Annotated in this window: 22 protein-coding genes; 6 read left to right on the top strand and 16 right to left on the bottom strand. The window is 66.6% G+C overall.

From position 1 onward, the window contains the following. Nucleotides 1–6: 6 nt before the first annotated feature. Nucleotides 7–2,379: a glucan 1,4-alpha-glucosidase gene (locus A4249_RS09980; protein WP_066552355.1), complete on the top strand. Its 2,373-nt coding sequence runs from the start codon at nucleotides 7–9 to the stop codon at nucleotides 2,377–2,379. Nucleotides 2,380–2,438: 59 nt separating this feature from the next. On the opposite strand, the gene A4249_RS09985 is transcribed toward A4249_RS09980, so the two are convergent. The 11 genes from A4249_RS09985 to A4249_RS10035 all read right to left on the bottom strand — a co-directional run bounded on the left by A4249_RS09985 (nucleotide 2,439) and on the right by A4249_RS10035 (nucleotide 14,090). Further along, on the bottom strand, nucleotides 2,439–3,134 hold the full coding sequence (locus A4249_RS09985; protein WP_066552357.1) for a TorF family putative porin: 696 nt from the start codon (nucleotides 3,132–3,134) through the stop codon (nucleotides 2,439–2,441). 72 nt (nucleotides 3,135–3,206) lie between these two features. Continuing rightward, nucleotides 3,207–4,487 carry an ammonium transporter gene (locus A4249_RS09990; RefSeq protein ID WP_156494692.1) on the bottom strand — a complete coding sequence of 427 codons (1,281 nt, stop codon included), beginning with the start codon at nucleotides 4,485–4,487 and terminating at the stop codon, nucleotides 3,207–3,209. A 280-nt stretch (nucleotides 4,488–4,767) separates the two neighbouring features. Then, nucleotides 4,768–5,874 carry a 3-isopropylmalate dehydrogenase gene (gene leuB / locus A4249_RS09995; protein WP_066552359.1) on the bottom strand — a complete coding sequence of 369 codons (1,107 nt, stop codon included), beginning with the start codon at nucleotides 5,872–5,874 and terminating at the stop codon, nucleotides 4,768–4,770. Next, nucleotides 5,871–6,458 carry a 3-isopropylmalate dehydratase small subunit gene (gene leuD / locus A4249_RS10000; RefSeq protein ID WP_017505141.1) on the bottom strand — a complete coding sequence of 196 codons (588 nt, stop codon included), beginning with the start codon at nucleotides 6,456–6,458 and terminating at the stop codon, nucleotides 5,871–5,873. The genes leuB and leuD overlap by 4 nt, the downstream gene beginning before the upstream one ends. Further along, complete coding sequence (leuC, locus tag A4249_RS10005; protein ID WP_066552361.1) at nucleotides 6,451–7,863, bottom strand: 3-isopropylmalate dehydratase large subunit; 1,413 nt, start codon at nucleotides 7,861–7,863, stop codon at nucleotides 6,451–6,453. Before leuC ends, leuD begins: the two co-directional genes overlap by 8 nt. Beyond that, nucleotides 7,856–9,106, bottom strand: coding sequence for a 2-isopropylmalate synthase (locus tag A4249_RS10010; RefSeq protein ID WP_066552362.1), 1,251 nt, complete (start codon nucleotides 9,104–9,106; stop codon nucleotides 7,856–7,858). Before A4249_RS10010 ends, leuC begins: the two co-directional genes overlap by 8 nt. Then, on the bottom strand, nucleotides 9,106–9,357 hold the full coding sequence (locus tag A4249_RS10015) for an ACT domain-containing protein (RefSeq protein ID WP_066552363.1): 252 nt from the start codon (nucleotides 9,355–9,357) through the stop codon (nucleotides 9,106–9,108). The genes A4249_RS10010 and A4249_RS10015 overlap by 1 nt, the downstream gene beginning before the upstream one ends. Before the next feature lies 1 nt (nucleotide 9,358). Continuing rightward, the gene (gene ilvG, locus A4249_RS10020; RefSeq protein WP_066552364.1) at nucleotides 9,359–11,071 is read right to left on the bottom strand and encodes an acetolactate synthase 2 catalytic subunit; all 1,713 of its coding nucleotides are present in this window, start codon (nucleotides 11,069–11,071) and stop codon (nucleotides 9,359–9,361) included. 19 nt (nucleotides 11,072–11,090) lie between these two features. Beyond that, nucleotides 11,091–12,104, bottom strand: a complete 1,014-nt coding sequence (gene ilvC, locus A4249_RS10025; protein ID WP_066552365.1) for a ketol-acid reductoisomerase — start codon at nucleotides 12,102–12,104, stop codon at nucleotides 11,091–11,093. 3 nt (nucleotides 12,105–12,107) lie between these two features. Then, nucleotides 12,108–13,847 (bottom strand): dihydroxy-acid dehydratase, encoded by a 1,740-nt coding sequence (gene ilvD, locus A4249_RS10030; RefSeq protein ID WP_082854121.1) that lies wholly within the window; start codon nucleotides 13,845–13,847, stop codon nucleotides 12,108–12,110. Between the two features lie 90 nt (nucleotides 13,848–13,937). Then, nucleotides 13,938–14,090 (bottom strand): hypothetical protein, encoded by a 153-nt coding sequence (locus tag A4249_RS10035; RefSeq protein WP_156494693.1) that lies wholly within the window; start codon nucleotides 14,088–14,090, stop codon nucleotides 13,938–13,940. Nucleotides 14,091–14,343: 253 nt separating this feature from the next. Here A4249_RS10035 and gap point away from each other — a divergent pair, with 253 nt between their 5' ends. The 3 genes from gap to fba all read left to right on the top strand — a co-directional run bounded on the left by gap (nucleotide 14,344) and on the right by fba (nucleotide 17,943). After that, the gene (gene gap, locus A4249_RS10040) at nucleotides 14,344–15,351 is read left to right on the top strand and encodes a type I glyceraldehyde-3-phosphate dehydrogenase (RefSeq protein ID WP_066552369.1); all 1,008 of its coding nucleotides are present in this window, start codon (nucleotides 14,344–14,346) and stop codon (nucleotides 15,349–15,351) included. A 165-nt stretch (nucleotides 15,352–15,516) separates the two neighbouring features. Then, nucleotides 15,517–16,713 carry a phosphoglycerate kinase gene (locus A4249_RS10045; protein WP_066552370.1) on the top strand — a complete coding sequence of 399 codons (1,197 nt, stop codon included), beginning with the start codon at nucleotides 15,517–15,519 and terminating at the stop codon, nucleotides 16,711–16,713. A 144-nt stretch (nucleotides 16,714–16,857) separates the two neighbouring features. Further along, the gene (fba, locus tag A4249_RS10050; RefSeq protein WP_055803694.1) at nucleotides 16,858–17,943 is read left to right on the top strand and encodes a class II fructose-bisphosphate aldolase; all 1,086 of its coding nucleotides are present in this window, start codon (nucleotides 16,858–16,860) and stop codon (nucleotides 17,941–17,943) included. Between the two features lie 9 nt (nucleotides 17,944–17,952). Here the strand turns inward: fba and A4249_RS10055 are convergent, their stop codons facing one another. After that, complete coding sequence (locus A4249_RS10055) at nucleotides 17,953–18,588, bottom strand: DUF2799 domain-containing protein (RefSeq protein ID WP_066552371.1); 636 nt, start codon at nucleotides 18,586–18,588, stop codon at nucleotides 17,953–17,955. Nucleotides 18,589–18,671: 83 nt separating this feature from the next. Between A4249_RS10055 and A4249_RS10060 the strand changes: the two genes are divergently transcribed. Together A4249_RS10060 and rpoH are read left to right on the top strand one after the other, a co-directional pair. Continuing rightward, nucleotides 18,672–19,691, top strand: a complete 1,020-nt coding sequence (locus A4249_RS10060) for an RluA family pseudouridine synthase (RefSeq protein ID WP_066552372.1) — start codon at nucleotides 18,672–18,674, stop codon at nucleotides 19,689–19,691. Between the two features lie 230 nt (nucleotides 19,692–19,921). Next, a complete protein-coding gene (rpoH, locus tag A4249_RS10065) occupies nucleotides 19,922–20,809 on the top strand; it encodes an RNA polymerase sigma factor RpoH (RefSeq protein ID WP_026108409.1) in 888 nt (295 codons plus the stop codon). A gap of 47 nt (nucleotides 20,810–20,856) precedes the next feature. Here the strand turns inward: rpoH and A4249_RS10070 are convergent, their stop codons facing one another. The 4 genes from A4249_RS10070 to A4249_RS10085 form a co-directional block, all read right to left on the bottom strand. Continuing rightward, a complete protein-coding gene (locus A4249_RS10070) occupies nucleotides 20,857–21,669 on the bottom strand; it encodes a response regulator (RefSeq protein ID WP_066552373.1) in 813 nt (270 codons plus the stop codon). 107 nt (nucleotides 21,670–21,776) lie between these two features. Continuing rightward, entirely contained in the window at nucleotides 21,777–23,072 is a 1,296-nt protein-coding gene (locus A4249_RS10075) for an adenylosuccinate synthase (RefSeq protein ID WP_066552375.1), read from the bottom strand. A gap of 75 nt (nucleotides 23,073–23,147) precedes the next feature. After that, nucleotides 23,148–24,308 carry a phosphoserine transaminase gene (locus A4249_RS10080; RefSeq protein WP_066552376.1) on the bottom strand — a complete coding sequence of 387 codons (1,161 nt, stop codon included), beginning with the start codon at nucleotides 24,306–24,308 and terminating at the stop codon, nucleotides 23,148–23,150. Nucleotides 24,309–24,354: 46 nt separating this feature from the next. After that, nucleotides 24,355–25,281, bottom strand: a complete 927-nt coding sequence (locus tag A4249_RS10085; protein WP_066552378.1) for a DnaJ C-terminal domain-containing protein — start codon at nucleotides 25,279–25,281, stop codon at nucleotides 24,355–24,357. Nucleotides 25,282–25,296: the final 15 nt, after the last annotated feature.

Below are 25,296 nucleotides of genomic sequence, written 5' to 3' on the forward strand. Positions count from 1 at the left end.
ACCACAATGCGTCACTTCCGTACCTTCTGCCTCGCCGGCGCAGCCGGCCTGGCCCTCGCTTCCGCCGCGAGCGCCCAATCGGGCGTCGCCCCCGGCGCGCCCGGCGCCCCGCCCGTCTGGTCCAGCGCGGCCAAAACCGGCGCCGGCGCATCCTACGAGGCCTATGTTGATGGCCAGTATCGCGACGGCGGCCCGACCGGCGCGGTGTCCAAGGTCTGGTATTCCGTCGCCGACGGCGTCCTGACCGAGACCATGTACGGCCTGATCCATGAGGCCCAGATCAAGGCCCTGCGCTTCGCCGGCGTGACCCAGGACGGTCTGGTCGTCGAAGGCGACGACACAACCAGCCGCACCGAATATCTGCACGTCGACGCCCAGGGACGTCCACTCTCGCCGGCTTATCGCGTAACGACGCAGGACAAGAACGGCCGCTTTGAGATCGAGAAGCAGATCTTCAGCGATCCCGACCGCAACGCCCTGGTGTTGCGCGTCACCATCACGGCGCTGAAGGGCGATGTGACGCCCTATCTGATGCTGGAGCCGCACATCGCCAACACGGGCGTCGACGATCGCGGTCGGGTCACGCGCGACGGCTTCCACGCGTGGGAAGGCGACAGCCACCTGTTCCTGAAGCCCGGCGAGGCCTTCGAAAAGGCCAGCGTCGGCTTCGTCGGCGCCTCGGACGGCCTGACCGATCTAAAGGACGGCAAGCTGGACTGGACCTACGCCTCCACCGGCGATGAGGCCGGCAATACGATGATGACCGGGGCTCTGCCGCGCCTGCGCCAAAGCAGCCGGATCACGCGTGATTTCGTCATCGGCTTCGGCGCGAGCGAGGCCGAGGCGCGCGCCGCCGCGGACGGTTCGTTCGCCACCGGTCTGGACGAGGTGCTGGCCCGCTTCAACGGCGAGGGTGAGCGCGTGGGTTGGGAGGACTATGTCGCCTCTCTCACTGAACTGCCGCGCATCGCCGAGCAGGCGACCGACGGCGGCAAGCTGGCCTACGCCTCGGCCCTGATGCTCAAGGTGCAGGAGGATCGCACCCACGCCGGCGCCCTGATCGCGTCACTGTCGAACCCGTGGGGCAACACGGTGGACGCGTCGAAGTCCTCGACAGGCTACAAGGCCGTTTGGCCGCGTGACTTCTATCAGGTGGCGATGGCTCTGGCGGCGCTAGGCGACAAGGAGACGCCGCTGGCGGCCTTCAACTATCTGCCCCAAGTCCAGGTCGGCCCGAACACGCCGGGCAACACCGGCGTCGGCGGCTGGTTCCTGCAGAAGACGCACGTGGACGGCGAACTGGAGTGGGTCGCGGTCCAGTTGGACCAGACCGCCATGCCGATCATGCTGGGTTATCGTCTGTGGAAGATGGGCTGGCTGTCCGACGCCCAGATGACCGAACACTATCGGTCCATGCTGAAGCCGGCGGCCGACTTCCTGGTGGACGGCGGCAAGATCGGGCTGATGTGGAACGACGCGGAGATCAAGCCGCCCTTCACTCAGCAGGAACGCTGGGAGGAGCAGCAGGGCTATTCTCCGTCCTCCACCGCCGCCGTGGTCGCGGGCCTGACGGTGGCCGCCGAAATGGCGCGCGCCTCGGGCGACGCCGCCGACGCGACGCGCTACCAGATCGCGGCCGACAGCTATGCGTCCAAGATCGAAGACCGGATGTTCACCACCAACGGCGACTTCGGCGACGGTCGCTACTTCATCCGCATCACTCAGAACGAAAACCCGAACGACAAGGCCCCGATCGGCGCCGCCAACGGCCAGATCGCTCCGGCCGAAGACCGCGTCGTGGACGGCGGCTTCCTCGAGCTGGTGCGCTATGGCGTGCGCAAGGCCGACGATCCGCACATCCTGGCAACCCTGCCCGTCTATGACGACCAGTCCTTGGAACCGCTTTATCGGGTTCGCTACGACTTCGGTCCCGAGGGCGACAAGACCCCGGGCTGGCGCCGTTATGGCGTCGACGGCTATGGCGAGGACCATCGGACGGGCGCCAACTACGGCGTCGGCGGGGAGATGAGCCCCGGTCAGCGCGGTCGGGTCTGGCCCTTCTTCACGGGCGAGCGCGGTCACTATGAGCTGGCGCGCGTCAGCGTGAACGGCGCCCCCTCGGCCGCCGACATCGCCGCCATTCGTCAGACCTATGTGCGCGGCATGGAGCGGTTCGCCAACGGCGGGCTGATGCTGGCCGAACAGGTGTGGGACGGCGTCGGAAACCCGACGGCCAAGGATTACGCCGTGGGTCAGAATACGGACTCGGCGACCCCGCTTGCCTGGACCCACGCGGAATATCTGAAGCTGCTGCGGTCACTAGCCGACGGTAAGGTCTGGGACAGCTACGACCCCGTCCACGACCGCTACGCTCGCTGATACGAAAACGGCCCCGGAGATCGCTCTCCGGGGCCGTTCTCATTTCACACTGACGTGGCTCAGAAGGTGAGCTTCACAGCCCCGACGATCCGATCTTCGGCGCCGGGCACGCCGTCCACATCGGTGTCGTGATAGCGGACATCGACGCCCACCTTGTCGGTCAGGGCATAGCCGACGCCGACGTTCCAAGTGGTATAGTCGTCGCTGACGTCGAGCCATTGCTTGCCGAGCGCGCCCGATACCGTCCACTTGGGCGCAGGCGAGAAGGCGGCGTTGACCTCGGCATAGGTCGCTTCCTTGTCCGCACCGAAGAAGTCGGGCGAGTAATAGACGGCCGCGCCAAACGTGGCGGGACCGACCGCGCGCGAGGCCGCAGCCTTGAACTCGGCGTAGTTATAGTCCGCGCCGTCCGGTTCCCCGACATACAGATAGCCGATCGCGCCAAAGTCGAGCGCGAAACCGCCCGCCTCCGTGCGATAGCCGCCGTAAAGGTCGACTTCCGCATCGGTGTCGTCGCCGAAGTCGACGTTGGAGGCCCAGGCCCCGGCGTAGAAACTGCCCGAGGTCAGATCGACGCCGCCCTGAATGGCGGGATTTTCACTGGTCTGGCTGAAGCCGCGGAAGACATAGTCGCTGACGGCGCCCACGTTCCAGGCGACATCGACGGTGCTCTGGGCCGAGGCCGGCGCGGCGAGGCCGATCAGTCCTGCGGCGAACGTGGCGGCGGCGGCCGCGCGGATGATGGTCTTTTTCATAGTCTATCCCCTTGTTGTCGTTATTCGAGGTCGAGGCCGGGCGCGGGTTTGGGAGCCGCGCTCGGTCTCAGCTTAGTGTTCCAGCGCCTCGCCATGCAGCGAGGTGTCCAGACCGGCGGCTTCTTCCGCTTCGCTCACGCGCAGGCCCGTGGTGAACTTGCAGATGAACAGGATGATCAGGGTGCCGACGGCGCTGTAGACGATGGTCCACAGCAGGCCCAGGGCCTGGGCGCCGACGTTGGCGCCTTCCGACAGGCTGTTGATCGCGGTCGTGGCGAAGACTCCGGTCAGCAGGGCGCCTATCAGGCCGCCCGCGCCGTGGATGCCGAAGGCATCCAGGCTGTCGTCGTAGCGCAGCAGCTTCTTGATCCACACCGACGAGGCGTAGCAGGCCGGGCCGGCGATCAGGCCGATGATGACCGCGCCCTTGGGATCGACGAAGCCGGCCGCCGGGGTGATGGCGACCAGACCGGCGACGACGCCCGACAGCACGCCGATCAGCGAGACCTTCTTCTTCTCGATATATTCGACGACCTTCCAGGTCAGGGCGGCGGCGGCGGCGGCCAGGATGGTGTTCAGCAGCGCCACGCCCATCAGGTCGTTGGCGGCGCCAGCCGAGCCGGCGTTGAAGCCGATCCAGCCGACCAGCAGCAGCGAGGCGCCGATCATGGTCAGGACAGGGTTGTGGGCGGTGATGACCTCTGTGCCGTAACCCTTACGGCGACCCAGGAAGATGGCGCAGACCAGGCCCGCGACGCCCGAGTTGACGTGAACGACGGCGCCGCCCGCGAAGTCCAGCACGCCCGCCGAACCCAGGAAACCGCCGCCCCAGACCCAGTGGCAGATCGGCGCATAGACCAGCAGCGACCACAGGGCGGTGAACAGCAACAGCGCCGAATATTTGAACCGCTCGGCGAAGGCGCCGGTGATCAGCGCCGGGGTGATGATGGCGAAGGTCATCTGGAAGGAGATGAACAGAAACTCGGGAATGCCCGGCAGCAGGGCGTTGGCGGTCTTCAGCGACACGCCGTTCAGGAACAGCATGTCCAGGCTGCCGATGAAGGGCTGAAGGCCGGCGCTCTCGTTCTTGCCGAAGGCCAGGCTGTAACCCGCGACGAACCACACCAGCGACACCACGGCGAAGACGCCGACGGACTGGGTGATAGTGGCTATGACGTTCTTCTTGCGCACCATGCCGCCATAGAACAGCGCCAGACCGGGGAGGGTCATCAGCAGAACCAGGGCGGTCGAGGTGCCGAGCCATGAGGCCCCGGCGCTGTCCAGCTCAAGCGCGGCCTGGTGGCCGAGCAAGGCGGCCGCGGCGTCCTGCGCATTCGCCGCGCCGGCAGCCATCAGACAGAGTGTGGGAAGTAGGAGCGCAGCCGCTCCCGTAAGTCGTTTCGTGGTCTGCGACATGAGCTAGTACCCCCTATGCAATCTCGCAGTTGCGAAGATTTTACCGCATTTGCGATAGGCGCAAGGGGCTAGACCGTGAACGGCGCAACTTTCTTGCAACGGTCATGGAGAAAAAGAATAGGGCCGCACGATCTTGCGATACTGCGGCCCGATACCAGATTCTTTATGCCGAAAAAGCCAAGCTGAGCGGCAGGATTTTCAGCTTCAGTTTAAGCCGTCAGGCCCAGTGCATTTGCACCCGGTGCGCCGCCGCCCAATGGATGGCGCGGATGGCGTCGATGACGGCTTCGGTCGCCGCACGCGTGCCCAGCGCGCCGCCCAGGTCGGCCGTCACGGCGCCGGCCGCCAGGACGGCGGCGACGGCGGCCTCGATGGAATCGGCCTCGTCCTCCAGCTTCAGGCTGTGACGCAGCAGCAGGGCCGCCGACAGGATGGTCCCGACCGGATTGGCCAGATCCTGACCGGCGATGTCCGGCGCCGAGCCGTGGATCGGCTCGAACAGGCCCGGCCCGCCCGCGCCCAGCGACGCCGACGGCAACAGGCCGATGGAGCCGCCCAGCACAGAAATCTCGTCCGACAGGATGTCACCGAACATGTTTTCGGTCAGGATGACGTCGTATTCGCGCGGCTTGCGGATCAGGTGCATGGCCATGGAGTCTACCAGGGCGTGCTCCAGGGTGATGTCTGGGAATTCCTCAGCATGGATGCGGGTCACGACCTCGCGCCACAGTCGGCTGGTCTCCATGACATTGGCCTTGTCGACCGAGGTCACCTTACCGCGACGCTGTTGGGCGGTCTGGAAGGCGGCGCGGGTCACCCGCTCGATCTCCGGCACGGTGTATTCGCACAGGTCGGTGGCGCGATCGGCGGTGCGGGTCTTCTCACCGAAATAGACGCCGCCGGTCAGTTCGCGGAAGACGATCAGATCGACGCCCTCGACGATCTCCTTCTTCAGCGGCGAGCGATGCGCCAGCACCGGCGACACCTGCAACGGCCGCAGATTGGCGAACAGGCCCATCGCCTTGCGGATCGCCAACAGCCCCTGTTCCGGACGCGCCTTGCCGCCATCCCATTTCGGCCCGCCGACCGCGCCCAACAGCACCGCGTCGGAAGCGACGCAGGCGGCGCGGGTCGCCTCAGGCAAGGGTTCGCCCGTTTCGTCGATGGCCGCGCCACCAATCAGGTGTTCGGAGAACTCGAAATGGTGACCATAGAAGTCGCCGATGACCCGCAGGACGTCTCGCGCGGCCCGCGTGACCTCCGGTCCGACGCCGTCACCGGGCAGCAGGACGATGTTGTAGGTCTTGGTGGCGGCGGTGCTCATCTTACGGTCTCTTTCGATCGCTCGTAGGCTTCGATTTCAGGCATGTTTGATTGCAGCCAACCCAGGGTGTCCACCCCGTCCAGCAGGCATTGACGGGCGAAGGATTCGACCCCGAACGGCACGGGTTCGGCATTGCCGCGCTGGATCTGATTGGCCTGGAGGTCGATCGTGACCGGCTGGTCCGGCTGCGACGCCAGATCGTCCCAAACCGCCTGGCTGACGACGATGGGCAGCAGGCCGTTTTTCAGCGCATTCGATGTAAAAATGTCAGCGATTTCGGTCGAAATCACCGCCCGGAACCCATAGTCCAGCAAGGCCCAAGGCGCATGTTCGCGCGACGAACCGCAGGCGAAGTTCCGGCCCGCCAGCAGGATGCGATGCTCAGCCGGATCGATGCGGTTCAGAATGGCCTCGGGTTTTTCCGAGCCGTCGTCCTCGTAACGCCAGTCATAGAAGGCTGCCTTGCCCAGCCCTTCGCGCGTGGTCGTGGTCAGGAACCGCGCCGGAATGATCTGGTCGGTGTCGATATTGGCCTGACTCAGGGTCACGGTCTTGGAGGTCAGCACCTGGAAGGGTTCAGACATGCTCGACCTCCTTCAGAAAGACGCGTGGATCGGTCAGCACACCAGCGACCGCCGTCGCCGCCGCCGTCGCTGGACTGGCCAGGATGGTGCGGGCGTCCTTGCCTTGGCGGCCTTCGAAATTGCGGTTCGATGTGGATACGGCCAGTTGGCCCGGCGCGACGAAATCGCCGTTCATGGCGATGCACATCGAACAGCCGGGAATACGCCATTCGGCCCCGGCGGCGATGAAGACCTGATCCAGGCCTTCAGCCTCGGCGTCGCGACGCACGGCCTCGGACCCCGGCACCACCAGCATGCGCAGACCCGGCTTGACCTTTCGGCCGCGCAGCACCTCGGCGGCGGCGCGCAGATCGGGCAGGCGCCCGTTGGTGCAGGAGCCGATGAAGACCACATCCACCGGCTGGCTCGTCGTCGCCTCCCCGGCCGTGAAGCCCATATAGGCGATGGCCTTGCGGTCTGAGTCCGACTGCGGTTGCGGCACGGGCGAGCCGATGGGCGCGCCCGCATCCGGCGTCGTGCCCCAGGTCGCCATCGGTCGGATGGCCGCGCCGTCGATGGTCACTTCCTTGTCGAAGACCGCGCCTGCATCCGTCGCCAGTTTCAGCCATTCGGCCGCTGCCGCCTCATAGTCAGCGGGCACGTGCTTGCGACCTCGCAGCCAATCAATGGTCGTCTGGTCTGGGGCGATCATGCCAGCCCGCGCCCCGGCTTCTATGGACATGTTGCACAGGGTCATCCGCCCTTCCATGTCCAGCGACCGCACCGCCTCGCCGGCATATTCGATGACATAGCCGGTGCCGCCGCCGAAGCCGATGGCGGCGATGACGGCCAGGGCGACATCCTTGCCCGACACGCCCGGCTGCAGTTGACCGTCCACCGTCACCCGCATGGCCTTGGCCTTGCGCTGCAACAGACACTGGGTCGCCAGCACATGGCCGACCTCGGACGTGCCGATGCCGAAGGCAAGGGCGCCGAATGCGCCGTGGGTCGCGGTATGGCTGTCGCCGCAGACCACGGTCATGCCCGGCTGGGTCAGACCCAGTTCCGGCCCCATCACATGGACCACGCCGCGATCATCGGAATCCCAACCCGCCAGCGGCACGCCGTAGGCGGCGCAGTTGCGCTCCAGCGTATGCACCTGAGCCTCGGCCTGGGCGGTGACATAGGGTTTCAGACCGTTCAGCCCCGCCGGCAGGGTCGGTGTCGAATGGTCCAGGGTCGCATAGGTCCGGTCGGGACGGCGGACCTTCAGCCCGCGCGCCTCGATCTCGCTGAAGGCCTGGGGGCTGGTGACTTCGTGGACCAGATGCAGGTCGATATACAGCACGCCCGGCGTGTCGGCCGTTTCCGACCGCACCACGTGGGCGTCCCACACCTTGTCGAACAGGGTCTTGGGATCAGGCATATTGGGCAACGACCTCGGACACGCCGTCGACGCGGTCGATGATGGCGATCAGTTCGGCGTCGTTGATCTCGCCGATCTGGTCCGCGCGCGACTTGAAGCCGGCGACCACCGCCGCCAGACGCTCGCCCTCGATGGGACGGCCGATGGTCTCGGCGCGCTTGGCGATGGCGTGACGGCCCGAATGCTTGCCCAGCACGAACCAGCTGCCCTCGAAGCCCACATCCTGGGGCCGCATGATCTCATAGGTGCGGCTGTCGGCCAGCATGCCGTGCTGGTGGATGCCGGCCTCGTGGGCGAAGGCGTTGATGCCCACCACCGACTTGTTTCGGGCGATGACTGTCTCGGTGATCTCGCACAGGATCTTGGAGGCGCGCACCAGATGACGGCTGTCGGCGCCGGTCGTGACGCCATAGCGGTCCTCGCGGACCTTCAGCGCCATGATGACCTCTTCGATCGAGCAGTTGCCGGCCCGTTCGCCGATGCCGTTGATCGCGCCCTCGATCTGACGCGCGCCGCCCTCGACGGCGGCCAGGGAGTTGGCGACCGCCATGCCCAGGTCGTCGTGGCAGTGGGCCGAAAATATCACGTGCGGATGGCGCCTCTTGATGCGCGCGGCCAAGGCGGCAAACCGCTCGCGCACCTCTTGCGGGGTCGCATAGCCGACGGTGTCGGGCACGTTCAGGGTCCGGGCGCCCGCGTCGGCCGCGGCTTCCAGCACATCGGCCAGAAACTCCGGCTCGGTGCGGAAGGCGTCCTCGGCCGAGAACTCCACGTCGTCGAACAGGCTGCGGGCGTATTCCACCGACCGCACGGCCGTCGACAGCACCTCATTGGTGGACATCTTCAGCTTGGCCGAGCGGTGGATCGGGCTGGTGCCGATGAAGGTGTGGCACCGACGGTGCGACTTCGGCGCCGGCGCCAGGGCGCGGAAGGTGGCGTCGATATCCTTCTCGTTGGCGCGCGACAGGGAGCAGAAAACCGGTCCCTCGACCTCGCCGGCCACGCGGCGGATGCAGTCCTCGTCGCCGGGCGAAGCGGCGGCGAAGCCGGCCTCGATAACGTCGACGCCCAGGTCCCGCAGAACCTGGGCCATCTTCACCTTGGCCTGGGCGCTCATCGAGAAGCCCGGAGCCTGTTCCCCGTCCCGCATCGTCGTGTCGAAGACGATGACGCGGTTGGGGTCGGCGGCGATCTCCTCGGTGCGGGATACGCCCGATACTCGTACGCTTTCGGGGGTAATCATCACGCGGCCTCGGATCGAATCATGTCGTTGCTGATGCGGCGCACGCCGAACAGCCGGTCGATCTGGCGACCCAGGTTGTCCATGCAGCGGCCGGCGTCGCGGCCGCGCACAGTCAGGGCGATGCGACGGAAGGCGCCCTCATCAGCCAAGGCCATACCGTCGATGTGGAAGCCGCGGCGCTCCACCAGCCCGATGAGACGCTGAAGCGAACCGTCCGCACGGTCGATCTGGATGTGGATCGTGTTGCTCATCTCAAGATCCCTCCATCATTTCAGCATTGCTCTTGCCCGGCGGAACCAGCGGCCAGACATTGTCTCGGGGGTCGATGACCACATGGGCCAGGCAGGGACCGTCGGCGGCCAGCAGGCGCTGGATGCCGTCGGACACCTGATCGCGGCGATCGATGCGGAAGGCCTCGATGCCGAAAGCTTCGGCGACCTTCACGAAGTCCGGATTGTCGGACAGATCGATCTCGGAATAGTTCTCGGCGAAGAACAGCTCCTGCCACTGGCGCACCAGGCCCAGTGAGGAGTTGTCGATCAGCACGATCTTCAGCGGGATGCCGTAACGCTTCAGCGTCGCCAGCTCTTGGATGTTCATCATGAAGCCGCCGTCGCCGGCGATGGTGACGACCGTCGCGGACGGATCGGCCAGCTTGGCCCCGATGCCGGCGGGCAGGCCAAAGCCCATCGCGCCCAGACCGCCCGAGGTGATGTGAGCTTCCGGCTTGGCGAAGCGGCAGTGCATGGCCGCCCACATCTGATGCTGGCCCACGTCGCAGGCGGCGACGAAATCATCGCCCGCCGCTTCCGAGATTTCCTTCAGCAGGGCGGGCGCATAGACCCCCTCGCCCGGCGCGTCATAGCGGTGAGCGCCAGCTTTGGCCGCACCAGCGCAGTCGTCGGCCCAGGCCTGGATGTCCAGCGCCGCGCCCGATCGCATGCGCGCGGTCAGCGCCTCAACGCCTTCGCGCAGCTCGCCGACGACGGCGACATTGGCGCGGCGCAGCTTGCCGACTTCCGAGGCGTCGATGTCGAAATGGACGATGCGGGCATTGGGCGCGAACTCGGCCAGCTTGCCGGTCGCGCGGTCGTCGAATCGGGCGCCGACGACGACCAGCAGATCGCTGTCCTGCACCGCATGGTTGGCGGCGCGCGTGCCGTGCATGCCCAGCATGCCCAGCATGCCGGGCGCATCGGTCGGGATCGTGCCCAGGGCGTTCAGGGTCGAGACCTGGGGAATGCCGGTCGCGGCGACGAAGGCGCGCAGGGCCTGGGTCGCCCCGCCGATCTTCACCCCGCCTCCGATATAGACCAGCGGCTTCTTCGCAGCCCGGATCGCGGCCTCGGCGGCGGCGATGGCGTCGTGATCGACGCGCGGCGTCTCGTTGGGAATGGAGAAACCGTAGTCGTCGCCGGTCGTCTCGAACTGCACATCCTTGGGCAAGTCGACCAGAACCGGACCGGGGCGGCCCGAGCGAGCGATATGGAAGGCTTCCTCGATCGCGGCGGGAACCTCGGCGGCCGAGCGGACCAGGATCGAATGTTTCACGATCGGCAGGGTGACGCCCAGGATATCGATCTCCTGAAAGGCGTCGGTGCCCATCAGGCCTTGGGCGACATTGCCGGTTATGCAGACGATCGGCACCGAATCCATCATCGCATTGGCGATGCCGGTGACCAGATTGGTGGCGCCGGGGCCGGACGTCGCCATGCAGACGCCGACCTTGCCACTCTTCCTGGCATAGGCATCGGCCGAGAAGGCCGCGCCCTGCTCATGGCGGACCAGAATGTGCTTCAGCTTCGAGCCGGCCAGGGCGTCATAGACCGGCATGATGGCGCCGCCCGGATAGCCGAACACCACCTCCACCCCCAGCCGCTCCAGGGTGGAGACCAGGAGACGCGCGCCCGACTGGGGGGCGGCCTCGGCTGAGGGTTTGAAGGCGGCGGCGGTCATCAGGGTCATCCGGTCTTTCTGGCGGCGATCAGGCCGCTTCGGCCTTGGGCGTGTTCAGCCAGGCCATGCGTTCGCGCAGACGAGCGCCGACCTGTTCGATATGGCTCTCGCGGTCCGCCTTCAGCCAGGCCTCGTACTGCGGCTTGCCGGCCTCGTTCTCGGCGATCCAGTTGCGCGCGAAGGTGCCGTCCTGGATCTCGTCCAGAATGGTCTTCATGCGAGCCTTGGTCTCTTCGTTGACCACGCGGGGGCCGCTGGCGACGGCGCCGTATTTGGCCGTCTCGGAGATGAAGTGGTGCATCTTCGAAATGCCGCCTTCGTAGAACAGGTCCACGATCAGCTTCAGCTCATGCAGGCACTCGAAATAGGCGATCTCGGGCTGGTAGCCGGCCTCGACCAGGGTGTTGAAGCCCTGGATGACCAACTCCTTGGCGCCGCCGCACAGGACGGCCTGTTCGCCGAACAGATCGGTCTCGGTCTCCTCGCGGAAGGTGGTTTCCAGCAGGCCGCCGGTCGCGCCGCCGTTGCCCTTGGCGTAACCCATGGCCCGGTCGCGGGCCTTGCCTGTGACGTCCTTCTCGACGGCGAACAGGCTGGGCACGCCGCGACCGCGCTGGAACTCGCGACGGACCAGATCGCCCGGTCCCTTCGGCGCGACCAGGATCACGTCCATGTCCTCGCGCGGGGTGATGCGCTCGTAGATGATCGAGAAGCCGTGGGCGAACAGCAGGGCCGAGCCCTCCTTGGCGTTCGGCTCAATGATGTCGCGATAGACGTCGCCCTGAACCATGTCGGGCGTCAGGATGGCGATGATGTCGGCGCCCTTGACGGCCTCGGCCGGCTCTGCGGTCGGCACGCCGTCGGCGGTGGCGTGTTTCCAGCCTGTGCCGCCGTGACGGACGCCTGCGACCACGTCGTGGCCGCTGTCTTTCAGGTTCTGGGCGTGAGCGCGACCTTGCGAGCCATAGCCGATGATGGCGATGCGCTGACCGGCGATGGCGCCCGGCTTGATGTCTTCGTTGGTGTAGATGGTGATAGCCATGGGTCAGGCGTCCTGAGCAGCGTTGGTTTTGTGGCTTGCCGGGACTTGGGCCGGCGGCGGGTTGGGGATGGTGACAGCGCCCTGGGCGGCCGAGGCGACCGAGGCGCGGTACTTGGCGAAGACACCTCGCGCCGGGCGGACTACGTGGGGCGTAAAGCCCGCCCGGCGCGTCGCCAGATCGACATTGACGTCGATGCGGCGGTTGGTGACGTCGATGGTGATGCGGTCACCATCGCGAATGAGGGCGATTGGGCCGCCCACGGCGGCTTCCGGCGAGACGTGCCCGGCGACGAAGCCGTAGCTGGCGCCAGAGAAACGGCCGTCGGTCAGCAGGGCGACATTGTCGATCTTGCGGCCCTTCAGGGCGGCGGTGACCTGCAGCATCTCGCGCATGCCCGGACCGCCCTTTGGCCCTTCGTAGCGGATGATGATCACGTCGCCCTCGCCGACCGATCCGTCCTGAACGGCGTGGAAGGCGTCTTCTTCCGAGTCGAAGACGCAGGCCGGACCTTCGAACGTGTCGACCTTGTGGCCCGTCAGCTTGATGACCGCGCCTTCCGGGGCGACGTCGCCGTAGATGACGGCGTAGCTGCCGCGCGCCATGACGGGGGCGTCAAACGTCGTCACTACGACCTGACCCGGCGTCTCCTCGGCCTCGGCCGCCTCGGCGAACAGGCTGCGGCCGCTGACGGTGGGGGTGTTCACGATCTTGCCCGCCTCGGCCATCCGCTGGGTGACCAGACGGGTGCCGCCGGCGGCGAACAGGTGCGAGGCCAGGAAGCGGCCGCCCGGCTTCAGATCGCAGATGACCGGCGCCTCGACGCAGGCCTGATGGCAGTCCTCGACGCCGAATTCGACGCCGGCCTCCGCCGCGATCGCCGTCAGGTGCATGACGGCGTTGGTCGACCCGCCCGAGGCCGAGACGGCGACGGCGGCGTTCTTCAGGCTGGCGCGGGTGATGTATTTGCGGGCTGTGTCGCCGGAGAAGACGCGTTCGACGATCAGCCGACCGCAGCGTTCGCCCTCGGCGGTCTTGGTCGGATCGACGGCCGGCACGTCGTTGGCGCCCATGGGCGAGATGCCCATGACCGACAGGGCCATGGCCATGGTGTTGGCCGTGAACTGACCGCCGCAGGCCCCGGCGCCGGGGCAGACGGCCTGCTCGACCGCCTTCAGGCCCGCATCGTCCAGGGTGCCGGCCGAATGGGCGCCGATGGCCTCGAACACTTCCTGGACCGAGACCTCCTTAGTCCCGATCACGCCGGGCATGATGGTGCCGCCGTAATAGACCAGGCCGGGGATATCCATCCGCGCCAGGGCCATGGCCGCCGCCGGGATCGTCTTGTCGCAGCCGACGATGCAGACCACGCCGTCCAGCTGGTGGCCTTCGATGGCCAGCTCGATGGAGTCGGCGACGACCTCGCGGCTGATCAGCGAGGCCTTCATGCCCGCCGTGCCCATCGAGATGCCGTCGGTGACGACGATGGTGTTGAAATCGACCGGATAGCCGCCAGCCGCGATGATGCCGGCGCGCACGTCCTTGGCCAGGCGGTCCAGGTGCATATTGCACGGCGTGACCGTCGACCAGGTGTTGACGATGCCGATCATCGGCTTGTCGAAGTCGGCGTCCTGCATGCCAGCGGCGCGCAAATACGAGCGGGCAGCGGCCCGGTTCGGGCCAGCCGTCACCGCCGCGCTGCGCGCGTTGGGCTTTCTGGGCTGGGAGGTAGAATTTTGCGCCATCGGTCCGGTTCGTTTCGAACCGCCGCGCACTAAAAACCCCGCTTCCTTTCGGAGGCGGGGTGGTGCGAGGCGATCCTGAGTGTGTCTAGGTCAGGTCGCGTGCATCCACGCCGCTTGCGTAAGCAGGCCGAGAAGTACGAGCGTAATCAGGAATACGGGGCTTTCCAGGCCGACAGGCGCGCGAACGGCTGCGACCGCCTTGGCGGTGCGTCCCTTCGTCATGTCGCGCGTCATCGTGGCCACGGGCGGCTCCCTGTTCTGACGCCAAGAAACCATAGCCGCCAGAGCCGCACAACCCCTGTCGCAATAATTTTGCGTGACAGGTCGAAAATGACTGCGTCCGGGGTGTTTCTTACCCGAAGCTGGCACGAGCGATTTTCGAAGCGTAACCGTCCATCACATCATGTTACGCGCGCGGGGTTGAAACCCGTCCACGACCGCTCCATTGAGACGCGCAGCTATATAACGCTCGTCATACCGATCACAGGAGCTCTCCATGACCGTTCGCGTCGCCATCAATGGTTTCGGCCGCATTGGCCGTCTCGTCCTTCGCTCGATCATCGAGCATGGCCGCACGGACATCGAGGTGGTGGCGATCAACGACTTGGGTCCGGTCGAGACCAACGCCCACCTGTTCCGCTACGATTCGGTCCACGGACGCTTCCCCGGCACAGTGACCTCGGGCGAGGATTGGATCGACGTCGGCACCGGCAAGATCAAGGTCACGGCCGAGCGCGATCCCGCCAATCTGCCGCACGCCGAACTGAAGGTGGACATCGCCTTCGAATGCACCGGCATCTTCACCTCCAAGGACAAGGCCTCGGCCCACCTGAAGGCCGGCGCCAAGCGCGTCCTGGTCTCGGCGCCCGCCGACAACGCTGACAAGACCATCGTCTACAAGGTCAACCACGAGACCCTGACCGCCGAAGACATCGTCGTGTCGAACGGCTCTTGCACCACCAACGCCCTGGCCCCCATCGCCAAGGTGCTGAACGACCTGTTCGGCATCGAGCGGGGCTATATGACCACCATCCACTCCTACACCGGCGACCAGCCGACGCTGGATACGATGCACAAGGACCTGTACCGCGCCCGCGCCGCGGCCCTGTCCATGATCCCGACCTCGACCGGCGCCGCCAAGGCCCTGGGCCTGGTCCTGCCGGAGCTGAAGGGCAAGCTGGATGGCTCTTCGATCCGCGTCCCGACCCCCAACGTCTCGGTCGTCGATCTGAAGGTCGTCGCCGGTCGCGAGGTCACGGTCGAAGAGATCAACGCCGCGCTTCAAGCCGCCGCCGACGGTCCGATGAAGGGCGTCCTGTTCACGACGACCGACCCGCTGGTCTCGCACGACCTGAACCACATCGCCGCCTCCTCCACCGCCGCTTTGCCCCAGACCCAGGTCGTCGACGGCAAGCTGGCCCGCGTGTTGAGCTGGTATGATAACGAGTGGGGCTTCGCGACGCGCATGAGCGACACCGCCCTGCAGATGGCGAAGTTCCTGTAAGATCGCAAAAGTCTCCTCCCCACACCGTGGGGAGGCGGACCACGAAGTGGTGGAGGGGCTCTTTCCACCGCACCGAACTCGGGGCCAAAGCCCCTCCGTCACGGCGCAAGCGCGCCGCGCCACCTCCCCATCGCTTTGCGACAGGGAGGACACAGGGAAACGATCATGACCTTCCGCACCCTAGACGACGCTTACGACCTCGCCGGCAAGACGGCTCTGGTCCGCGTGGACTTCAACGTCCCGATGGAGGGCGGCAAGGTCACGGACGACACCCGTCTGCGAGTCGCCCTGCCGACAATCCAGCGCCTACGCGATGCCGGCGCCAAGGTCGCCCTGCTGGCTCACTTCGACCGCCCCAAGGGCCAGCGCGTTCCGTCGATGAGCCTGAAACCCGTCGTCCAGCCGCTGGAAGCGCTGCTCGGCGCCCCCGTCCGCTTCGCCGACGACTGCATCGGCCCTGACGCCGTGGAGGCCATTCGCGATCTGGACGCTGGCGGCGTGGTTCTTCTGGAAAACGTACGCTTCCACGCGGCGGAAGAGGCCAATGATCCGGTCTTCGCCCAGAAGTTGGCGGATCTCGGCGACCTCTACGTCAACGACGCCTTCTCGGCCGCCCATCGCGCCCACGCCTCGACCGAAGGCGTCGCCCACCACATCCCGGCCTATGCCGGCGAATCCATGCGCCGCGAACTCGATGCGCTCGACGCGGCGCTCGGCAATCCGCAAAAGCCGGTCGTCGGCATCGTCGGCGGCTCCAAGGTCTCGACCAAGCTGGACCTGCTGAAGAACTTGGTCGGCAAGCTGGATACGCTCGCCATCGGCGGCGGCATGGCCAACACCTTCCTTTATGCCCAAGGCGTCGATATCGGCGGTTCACTGGCCGAAAAGGATATGGCGGACACGGCGCGCGAAATCCTGGCGGAAGCCGAGGCGAAGGGCTGCGACATCCTGCTGCCCGTCGATGTCGTCGTGGCGACCGAGGTCAAGCCCGGCGCCGCCGCCCGCACCGTCAAGACAGGCGAAGCCCTCTCGACTGAAGACAAGATCCTGGACGCAGGCCCCGACACCGTCGCTCGCCTGAACGCCGCCATCGACGGCTCCAGGACCCTGATCTGGAACGGCCCGCTGGGCGTGTTCGAGGTCCCGCCCTTCGACGCCGCCACGGTCGCGGCCGCCAAGCACGTCGCCGAGCGCACCAAGGCGGGCGCCCTGATCGCCGTGGCGGGCGGCGGCGACACGGTCGCGGCCGTCGGCCATGCCGGCGTCAGCGCAGACCTGACCTTCGTCTCCACGGCCGGCGGCGCCTTCCTGGAATGGATGGAGGGCAAACCCCTGCCCGGGGTCGAAGCCCTGCGCGCCTGAAGGCTCAGCGATGCAGGCGGATCACGCCTGCATCCTGTCTTCGAAATCGGCGGTGAAACGACTGTAACACGGCGTGACTTCGGGCTGTCCGGCGTCTAATCTCTCGCCCAACCAAAAAGACTATTCGGCTCAGGAGACTACCCAATGGCGCGCATCACGCTGCGACAGCTGCTCGACCACGCGGCAGAGAACGATTACGGCCTGCCCGCCTACAACATCAACAATATGGAACAGGGTCTGGCGATCATGGAGGCGGCTCACGAGGTCAACGCCCCCGTCATCATACAGGCCTCGCGCGGCGCCCGGAACTACGCCAACGACATCGTTCTAGCCAAGCTGATCGACGCCCTGGCCGAGCTCTATCCGCACATCCCGGTCTGTATGCACCAGGATCACGGCAACGGCCCGGCGACCTGCGCCACCGCCATCCAATACGGCTTCACCAGCGTGATGATGGACGGTTCGCTGGAGGAGGACGCCAAGACGCCCGCCTCCTACGAATACAACGTCGACGTCACCCGTCGCGTCACCGAAATGGCCCACGCCTGCGGCGTCTCGGTCGAGGGCGAACTGGGCGTGCTGGGTTCGCTGGAAACCGGCATGGGCGAGGCTGAGGACGGCCACGGCTTCGAGGGCAAGCTGGACCATTCGCAACTGTTGACCGACCCGGATCAGGCCGTCGACTTCGTCGCGGCCACCAAGGTCGACGCCCTCGCCATCGCCATGGGCACCAGCCACGGCGCCTACAAGTTCACGCGCCAGCCGGACGGTGAAGTCCTGGCCATGAACGTGATCGAGGAAATCCACCGCCGCCTGCCCAACACCCACCTGGTGATGCACGGCTCGTCGTCGGTGCCGCAGGATCTGCAGGACATCATCAATCAGTACGGCGGCGAAATGCCCCAGACCTGGGGCGTGCCGGTCGAGGAGATCCAGCGCGGCATCAAGCACGGCGTGCGCAAGGTCAACATCGACACCGACAACCGCATGGCCATCACCGGCGCCATCCGTAAGGCCCTGATGGAGAAGCCGGGCGAGTTCGACCCGCGCTACTATCTGAAGCCCGCCAAGGAGGCGATGAAGAAGCTCTGCATGGAGCGCTACCAGCAGTTCGGCTGCGAGGGTCAGGCCTCCAAGATCCGCCCGCTTTCCACCGCCCAGATGGCGAAGCGCTACGCCTCGGGCGACCTCGATCCGTCCTTCCGCGGCGCATCCGTCAAGGCCGCCTAGGACCGTCGTCTAGACCGGGTAGCGGCCGCTCAGTTCGCGCCGCACCCGGCGAACGTCCCATTCCGCCTGATCCAGCGCGTCGCGTGCCTCTCGGGCATTGCGACGCGCATCCTGGATTTCGCCTCTGACCTCTTGAATGCGGTCACGAATACGCTCCCGCTCTTCGTCCGTCAGGCCCTCCCCGCGCAGTTCTCGCTCCTTGGCCTCCAGCTTGTCTTCGCGGTTCTCGATCCGGGCCTCAGCGCTGTTCAAGGCGCTTTCCGCCGTTTCGTGCGTGTCCTCGACCTCATGCAGCATTCGGCCGTCACGATAGGCCGGCAGAAACGCCTGCTCCTCCTCGGGCCGACAGACGCCATAATAGGCATTGCCCGCCCGCCCTTCCTCCCAGCCGCGCTGGAAGGTGCAGTAGGTCCGCAAGCCATCCTCACGCGCCGAGCCATAGGCGGCCGGATTGGCTGCGATCTGAAACTTGGCGCAGGCCTTGGCGTGGTCGTCCAGTCGCGTCATCGGATAGCCCGACGCCCCGTCCGCATAGCCCTTCTCGCCCCAGGCCCCGGCGAGGCATTCGTCCTTGCTCATGGTGGTGCAGCTGCTCAGCAGCGCCGCCGCGGCGAACGCGCCCCCGGCGATCATCAACCGCTTCATCGGATGTCCCCAACGCCCCCAAGCTTGACTATCGCCTCACCCGCACCCCTCGCGCAAGCGGCCGGTCGTGCTAGGGAGACGACGTGTCCGCCCAAGATCTGATCGATGACGACGAAGACCCCGCGACCGGCGCCCCCGCCGAGGTGCTGGAGGCCCGCATCGACGCGGCCGGCGCTCGCTTGGACAAGGCCCTGGCCGGCGCCTTCCCTACCCTGTCGCGCGCCCGGCTCCAGGCCCTGCTGGCCGAGGGCGCTGTCAGCCGCGATGGCGCGGTCCTGACCGGCGGTTCCGCCAAGGCCCAGCCCGGCCTCTATGCCGTCGCCCTGCCGCCCGTCGCGCCGGCCACGCCCCAGCCCCAGGCCATTCCCCTGACCGTTCTCTACGAGGACGCCGACCTTATCGTCATCGACAAGCCTGCGGGCATGGCCGCCCACCCCGCGCCCGGCACGCCCGACGGCACCCTGGTCAATGCGCTGCTGGCCCATTGCGGCGACAGCCTCTCGGGCATCGGCGGCGTCGCCCGCCCCGGAATCGTTCACCGGCTGGACAAGGACACCTCCGGCGTCATGGTCGCCGCCAAGACCGACCGCGCCCACGCCGGCCTCTCCGCCCTGTTCGCTGCGCACGACATCGAGCGCACCTACATCGCCCTGACACGCGGCGCGCCGTCGCCCGCGACCGGCCGTATCCACACCCGCATCGGGCGCTCCACCGGCGACCGCAAGAAGATGGCGGTCCTCAAGGCCGGCGGTCGCGAGGCCATCACCGACTATGTCGTCCAAGCGACCTTCGGGCAGCCCGCAAAAGCTGGCGGCGCACCCATGGCTGCGCGTGTCGCCTGCACCCTGCACACCGGCCGCACCCATCAGATCCGCGTCCACCTGTCGTCCAAAGGCGCGCCCATCCTTGGCGACGCGACCTATGGCTCAGGCAGTCCAGCCATTCCCGTTCGCACCGCCATCGCAGAAGCGGCCCTCGAGCGTCAGGCCCTCCACGCCGCCGTCCTGGGCTTTGTCCATCCTGTCACGGGCGAGGTGCTTCGCTTCGAGACCGCGCCGCCGTACGACATGCAGCGTCTCGAAACACGGCTCGCCGAACTCTGAACAGCCGCCCGTGTAGGCAGGTCTTGAATAGCAACTGACAAAGTTCTATATAGGACGTCGATCGGCGCGAGTGGCGCCAGGGCCACGGTCACGCTTTCGTGTGACGATCCGCCTCTAAAAATGGCGGCAACCCATCGCTACTTCACCGGTTGAGGGGTGAGACGTCGGCGCACACACCGTGGCCGATGACGAAGAGCCCGCTCGTTCAAGACGGTCGGAGGGACCTGTATATGGCTGCCAATAGTACGCTCGCGGTGATGTCGCCTGAACAAGGCCTGTCGCGCTATCTGACGGAAATCCGCAAATTTCCGATGCTGACCAAGGATGAGGAGTTCATGCTCGCCAAGCGTTGGTCTGAGCACCAGGACCCCGAAGCCGCCCACCGTCTCGTCACCTCGCACCTTCGTCTGGTGGCAAAGATCGCCATGGGGTATCGCGGCTATGGCCTGCCGATCGGCGAAGTGATTTCCGAGGGCAACGTCGGCCTGATGCAGGCCGTAAAGAAATTCGACGCCGACAAGGGCTTCCGCCTGGCGACCTACGCCATGTGGTGGATCCGCGCCTCGATCCAGGAATACATCCTGCGCAGCTGGTCGCTCGTAAAGATGGGCACCACCGCGGCGCAGAAGAAGCTGTTCTTCAACCTGCGCAAAGCCAAGAGCCAGATCTCGGCCTTCGAGGAAGGCGATCTGCATCCTGAACACCTCGCCGCCATCGCCACCAAACTGGGCGTGACGGAGGAAGAGGTCACCAACATGAACCGCCGTCTCGGCGGCGACGCCTCGCTGAACGCGCCTCTGCGCGCTGACGGCGAAAGCGAGTGGCAGGACTGGCTGGCCGATGACACGGCCGTGTCTCAGGAAACCCAGCTCGCCGACGACGAGGAAAAGGGCATCCGCATGAGCCTCCTGCAAGAGGCCATGGAAGAGCTGACCGACCGTGAGAAGCACATCCTCACGGAACGTCGCCTCAAGGACGATCCGGTCACGCTGGAAGAACTCGCCGGCCAGTATGGCGTCTCGCGCGAGCGCGTGCGCCAGATCGAGGTCCGCGCCTTCGAGAAGCTGCAAAAGGCCATGCGCGCCGCCGCCGAAGAGCGGAACCTGGTCGACGCCTGAGCTACTCGGTCCGCTGCGCCTTCAACGGCGCGGCGGACAGTCTATCGTCAAGACGCGCGCGCCACCTGCGCCGCTTCATTGGCCGCTCTCGCAGCCGTCACCACCGTGCCGATCGGCTGGGCCAGTCCCGCCTTCGTCACCTGACCGCTGGCCACATAGGCCTGCAATGTCGCCACAGCCATCGCCAGTCGCGCGTCCGCCGTCTTGATGGCCAGACCGTTCAGCGTCTCGGCCTGTTGGCGAATGGCGCGCGTCGCCTGCGACGGATCCTGCTCGAACTGCGACATGGCCGAAACCAGGATTCGCGACGCCTGATCGCGGATTTCTGCAGGGCCGCCTCCGGCCGCGCCATCGCTGCGGCGCTTGCGGGCGCCTGAATATTCACCTGAGTTGAACCGGCGACGATCCGGCCCGACATACCCGACGGCCTCGATCCAGGGTCGCGGCTTCAACGTCACATTCTCGACCCGCTTGAACAGGTCGCCTGTCGTGAACGGCTTTCTCAAGAACTCGTGGATGCCGGCGTCGCGCGCGCCCTTGATCGCCGCGGCGGTTGCCTCGCCCGTCACCATGATGATCGGCGACATGCGGCACGACATGCTGGAGCGCCGAATGCGCCGCGCCAGCGTCTCGCCGTTCAGCCTGTCTCCAGACCGCTCCGTGAAGATCACGCCCGGCTCGACGTCGCGCAGCAACTCTAGCGCCCGCTCCTCGTCGCCTTCGGAATAGACCTCGCGCGCACCCATGCCCTTCACGATGTCCGTCAGCAGTCGCGCTGACGACAGATTGGCGTCCACGATGACCACCCGACGAAGCGCAGGCTCCATGCGGCTTATGGTTCTGGCGTTTGCGGCGAACACATCAGACTCCGAAGTTGGAGCCGTTATCCTTACCGACCACGGGTTAAGACCTGTTGAATAGGTCTTTCTGCGTAGTCCGCCGCCTCACGCCGCCCCCTTCCAAGACCTCAGCCCTGGAACGGATCGCGCATCAGAATGGTGTCGTCGCGCTCTGGGCTGGTCGACAGCAGGGCCACTGGGGCGCCGATCAACTCCTCGATCCGGCGCACATATTTGATAGCGTTGGCGTTGATGTCCTTGAAGCTGCGGACGCCGGCGGTGCTTTCGCTCCAACCTTCCAGCTCTTCGAACACCGGCTCGGCCGCGCCCTGGGCCTTCAGGCTTGAGGGCAGATAGTCCAGCACCTCGCCATCGACCTTGTAGCCGACGCAGATCTTTAGCGTCTTCAACCCATCCAGCACGTCCAGCTTGGTCAGGGCGATCCCGTCGATGCCGTTGATCGCCACCGACTGGCGCACCAACACGGCGTCGAACCAGCCGCAGCGGCGCGCGCGGCCGGTGTTCACCCCGACCTCGCGGCCCACGGTCGCCAGATGCGCGCCGACCTCATCATTCAGTTCGCAGGCGAAAGGGCCCTCTCCGACGCGCGTGGTATAGGCCTTCACGATGCCCAGCACATAACCGACGCCGCGCGGCCCGATGCCTGAACCCGCCGCCGCCTGCCCGGCTACGGTGTTGGAGCTGGTGACATAGGGATAGGTGCCGTGATCCACGTCCAGGAAGGCGCCCTGCGCCCCTTCAAACAGGACGCGCTTGCCGTCCTTCTGCGCCTGGTCCAGCACGCGCCAGGCCGGTTTCACATAGGGCAGGATCTTCGGCGCGATCTCCAACAGAGAGGCCAGCAGCGCATCGGGATCGATCGGCTCCAGCCCCAGACCGGCGCGCAGCGGATCGTGGTGCGAGCGCAGCCGGTCGATCTTGACCTTCAGATCGTCTTCATTGGCCAGATCGCAGACTCGAATGGCGCGACGCCCCACCTTGTCTTCATAGGCCGGGCCGATGCCGCGGCCGGTCGTGCCGATCTTGGCGCCCGGCGCGCTCGCCGCCGCCTCGCGCGCGACGTCCAGCGCCGGGTGGATGGGCAGGATCAGACAGGCGTTGTCCGCAATGGTCAGGATCTCAGGGCTGATCGCCACGCCCTGGGCGGCGATCTTCTCGATCTCGCCGACCAGATGCCAGGGATCGACGACCACGCCGTTGCCGATGATCGACGGCTTGCCCTGCACAACGCCGCTGGGCAGCAGCGCCAGCTTGTAGACCTTGCCGTCAACGACCAGCGTATGGCCCGCATTGTGACCGCCCTGGAACCGCACGACCATGTCGGCGCGGTTGGACAGCCAGTCCACGATCTTGCCCTTGCCCTCGTCGCCCCACTGGGCGCCGACCACCGCTACGTTCGCCAAAACCGTCTCTCCGCACTGGAATGCGGGCGCAGCCTATAGCGAGGGAATCGTCCGATGTCGTCCCGTCAGGCGGATTTATCCGACTTCGCCGACCGCCGTCTCGAACGCCCATTCCAGCCAGGGCGTCGCCGCGATCACATCTGCGGTCTCGACCGTGCAGCCGCACCATAGTCGAAGACCAGGCGGCGCATTGCGATGCGGCTCCATATCAAACACGGCCGCCTCGCCTTCCAGCAGGGCCTTGAACCGCATGACGAAGGCCTTCTGCGCCTTGTCGTCCAGCGCGGCGATCCGCGCATCGGTGAACTTCAGGCAGACCGAGGTCGTCGACCGGATTTCCGGCCGATCCGGCAGGAAGGCGATCCAGTCGGTCCGTTCCACCCATTGCGCCAACGCGGCGTAGTTGGCGTCGGTCCGCCGGATCAGTTCGCTCAATCCGCCGATGTCCTTGGCCCAGCCCAGGGCGTCGATCCAGTCTTCGATGGTCAGGATCGAGAAGGTGTTGATCACGACCCCGTCCGCCAACGCCCGATCAAACCGTCCCTTGCCGTCCGTCAGCCGCAACAGCTTGGGGATCGCCCGATCCGGCCGGTAGGTATCCAGCCGCTCAACTGCGCGCGGCGACAGCACCATCACCCCGATGCCCGCTTCGCCGCCCAGCGCCTTCTGGAAGCTGAAGGTCACGACATCCAGCTTGTCCCACGGCAGCGGCATGGCGAAGGCGGCGGAGGTCGCGTCGCAGATCGCCAGCCCCTCGCGATCGTCGGCGATCCAGTCGGCGTCCGGCACGCGCACGCCCGAAGTCGTGCCGTTCCACGGGAACACCACGTCCTTGGACCAGTCGGCCCGGCTCAGATCAGGCAGTTCGCCCCACGGCGCCGTTAGCGCCTCGGGCTCCAGCCCCAGATGATCCTTCACGTCCGCCAGCCAGGTCAGGCCGAAGTTCTCGAACGCCACGACCTGCACCGGCCGCGCGCCCAGCATGCCCCACAGCGCCGCCTCGACCGCACCTGTGTCAGACCCCGGCGTATAAATCATCACGTGGCTGTCAGGCACTTCCAGCACCTCGCGCGTCAGCCGAAGGCCGTGCGCGAACCGCTCGACCACCTCCGGCGCGCGAATACCGCGTCCCAGCAGGTCGGACGGCAATCCACCCAGCGCATAGCCCGGCCGTTTCGCCGTCGGCCCCGCCGAAAACCACGGCCGCGCCGGCTTCACATCAGGCTTCGTGCTCATGCTCTCTTCCTTTGGCGCAACCGCGCTTCACGCGACTTGAGCGCGCTCACCGCCCCGGCGTATAGGGCCGCCTGGCCCGCCAATCCTCGGCGAACTGGGTCAGTTCGGCGTCCGGCGCATCCGGCAGCGTCACCATCACCCGCGCCAGCAGATCGCCGCGCCGCCCTTGAGCAAACGCGCCGCGCCCCTTCAGCCTCAGCACCTTGCCCGAGTTCGACCCCGCCGGCAGCGTCATCTGCACCACGCCCTCTGGCGTCGGCACCCGCACCTTGGCGCCCAGCACCGCATCGGGCACCGACACCGGCAGGTCCATGGTCAGGTCCGCGCCGTCGCGCTTGTAGATGGGGTGCGGTTCGATCCTCAGTTCGATCAGGGCGTCGCCGTTTTCGGCCCCGCGCCCCGGCGATCCCTGACCGCGCAGGCGGATCGTCTGGCCTTCCGACGCCCCCTTGGGAATGGTCACGTCCAGGGTGCGTCCGTCCGAGAACTGAATCCGCCGCGTCGCCCCGGCGATGGCGTCTTCCAGACTGACGTCCAGCGTCGCCTTCACGTCCTGGCCGCGCGAGGTGAAGTCCCGCGCGCCGCGCTGACGCCCGCCCCCGCCGAACATGCCGAACAGGTCGTCCAGATCAACGCCTTCGAAGTTGGCGCGGCCGCCCGGCCCGCCGCCTTGTCCGAACGGATTGCCGCCTTGGCCGAACGGGCTGCCGCCGGCGCGACCGCCCCCGCCGAAGCCGCGGTACTGTTCGTTGCCGTCGCCGTCGATCTGGCCCGCGTCGTATTTGGCGCGCTTTTCCTTGTCGCCCAGGATGTCGAAGGCCGCCGTCACCCGTTTGAACTTGTCCTCGGTGATCTTGTCGCCGGGGTTCTTGTCGGGATGCAGCTCCTTGGCGAGCTTGCGATACGCCTTTTTGACCTCTTCCGCGCTCGCGCCCTTCGAAACGCCCAGTTCCTTGTAGGGGTCGCCTGCCACGTCCGTTGTCGCTCC

The sequence above is a fragment of the Brevundimonas sp. GW460-12-10-14-LB2 genome (assembly GCF_001636925.1).
GTDB lineage: Bacteria > Pseudomonadota > Alphaproteobacteria > Caulobacterales > Caulobacteraceae > Brevundimonas > Brevundimonas vesicularis.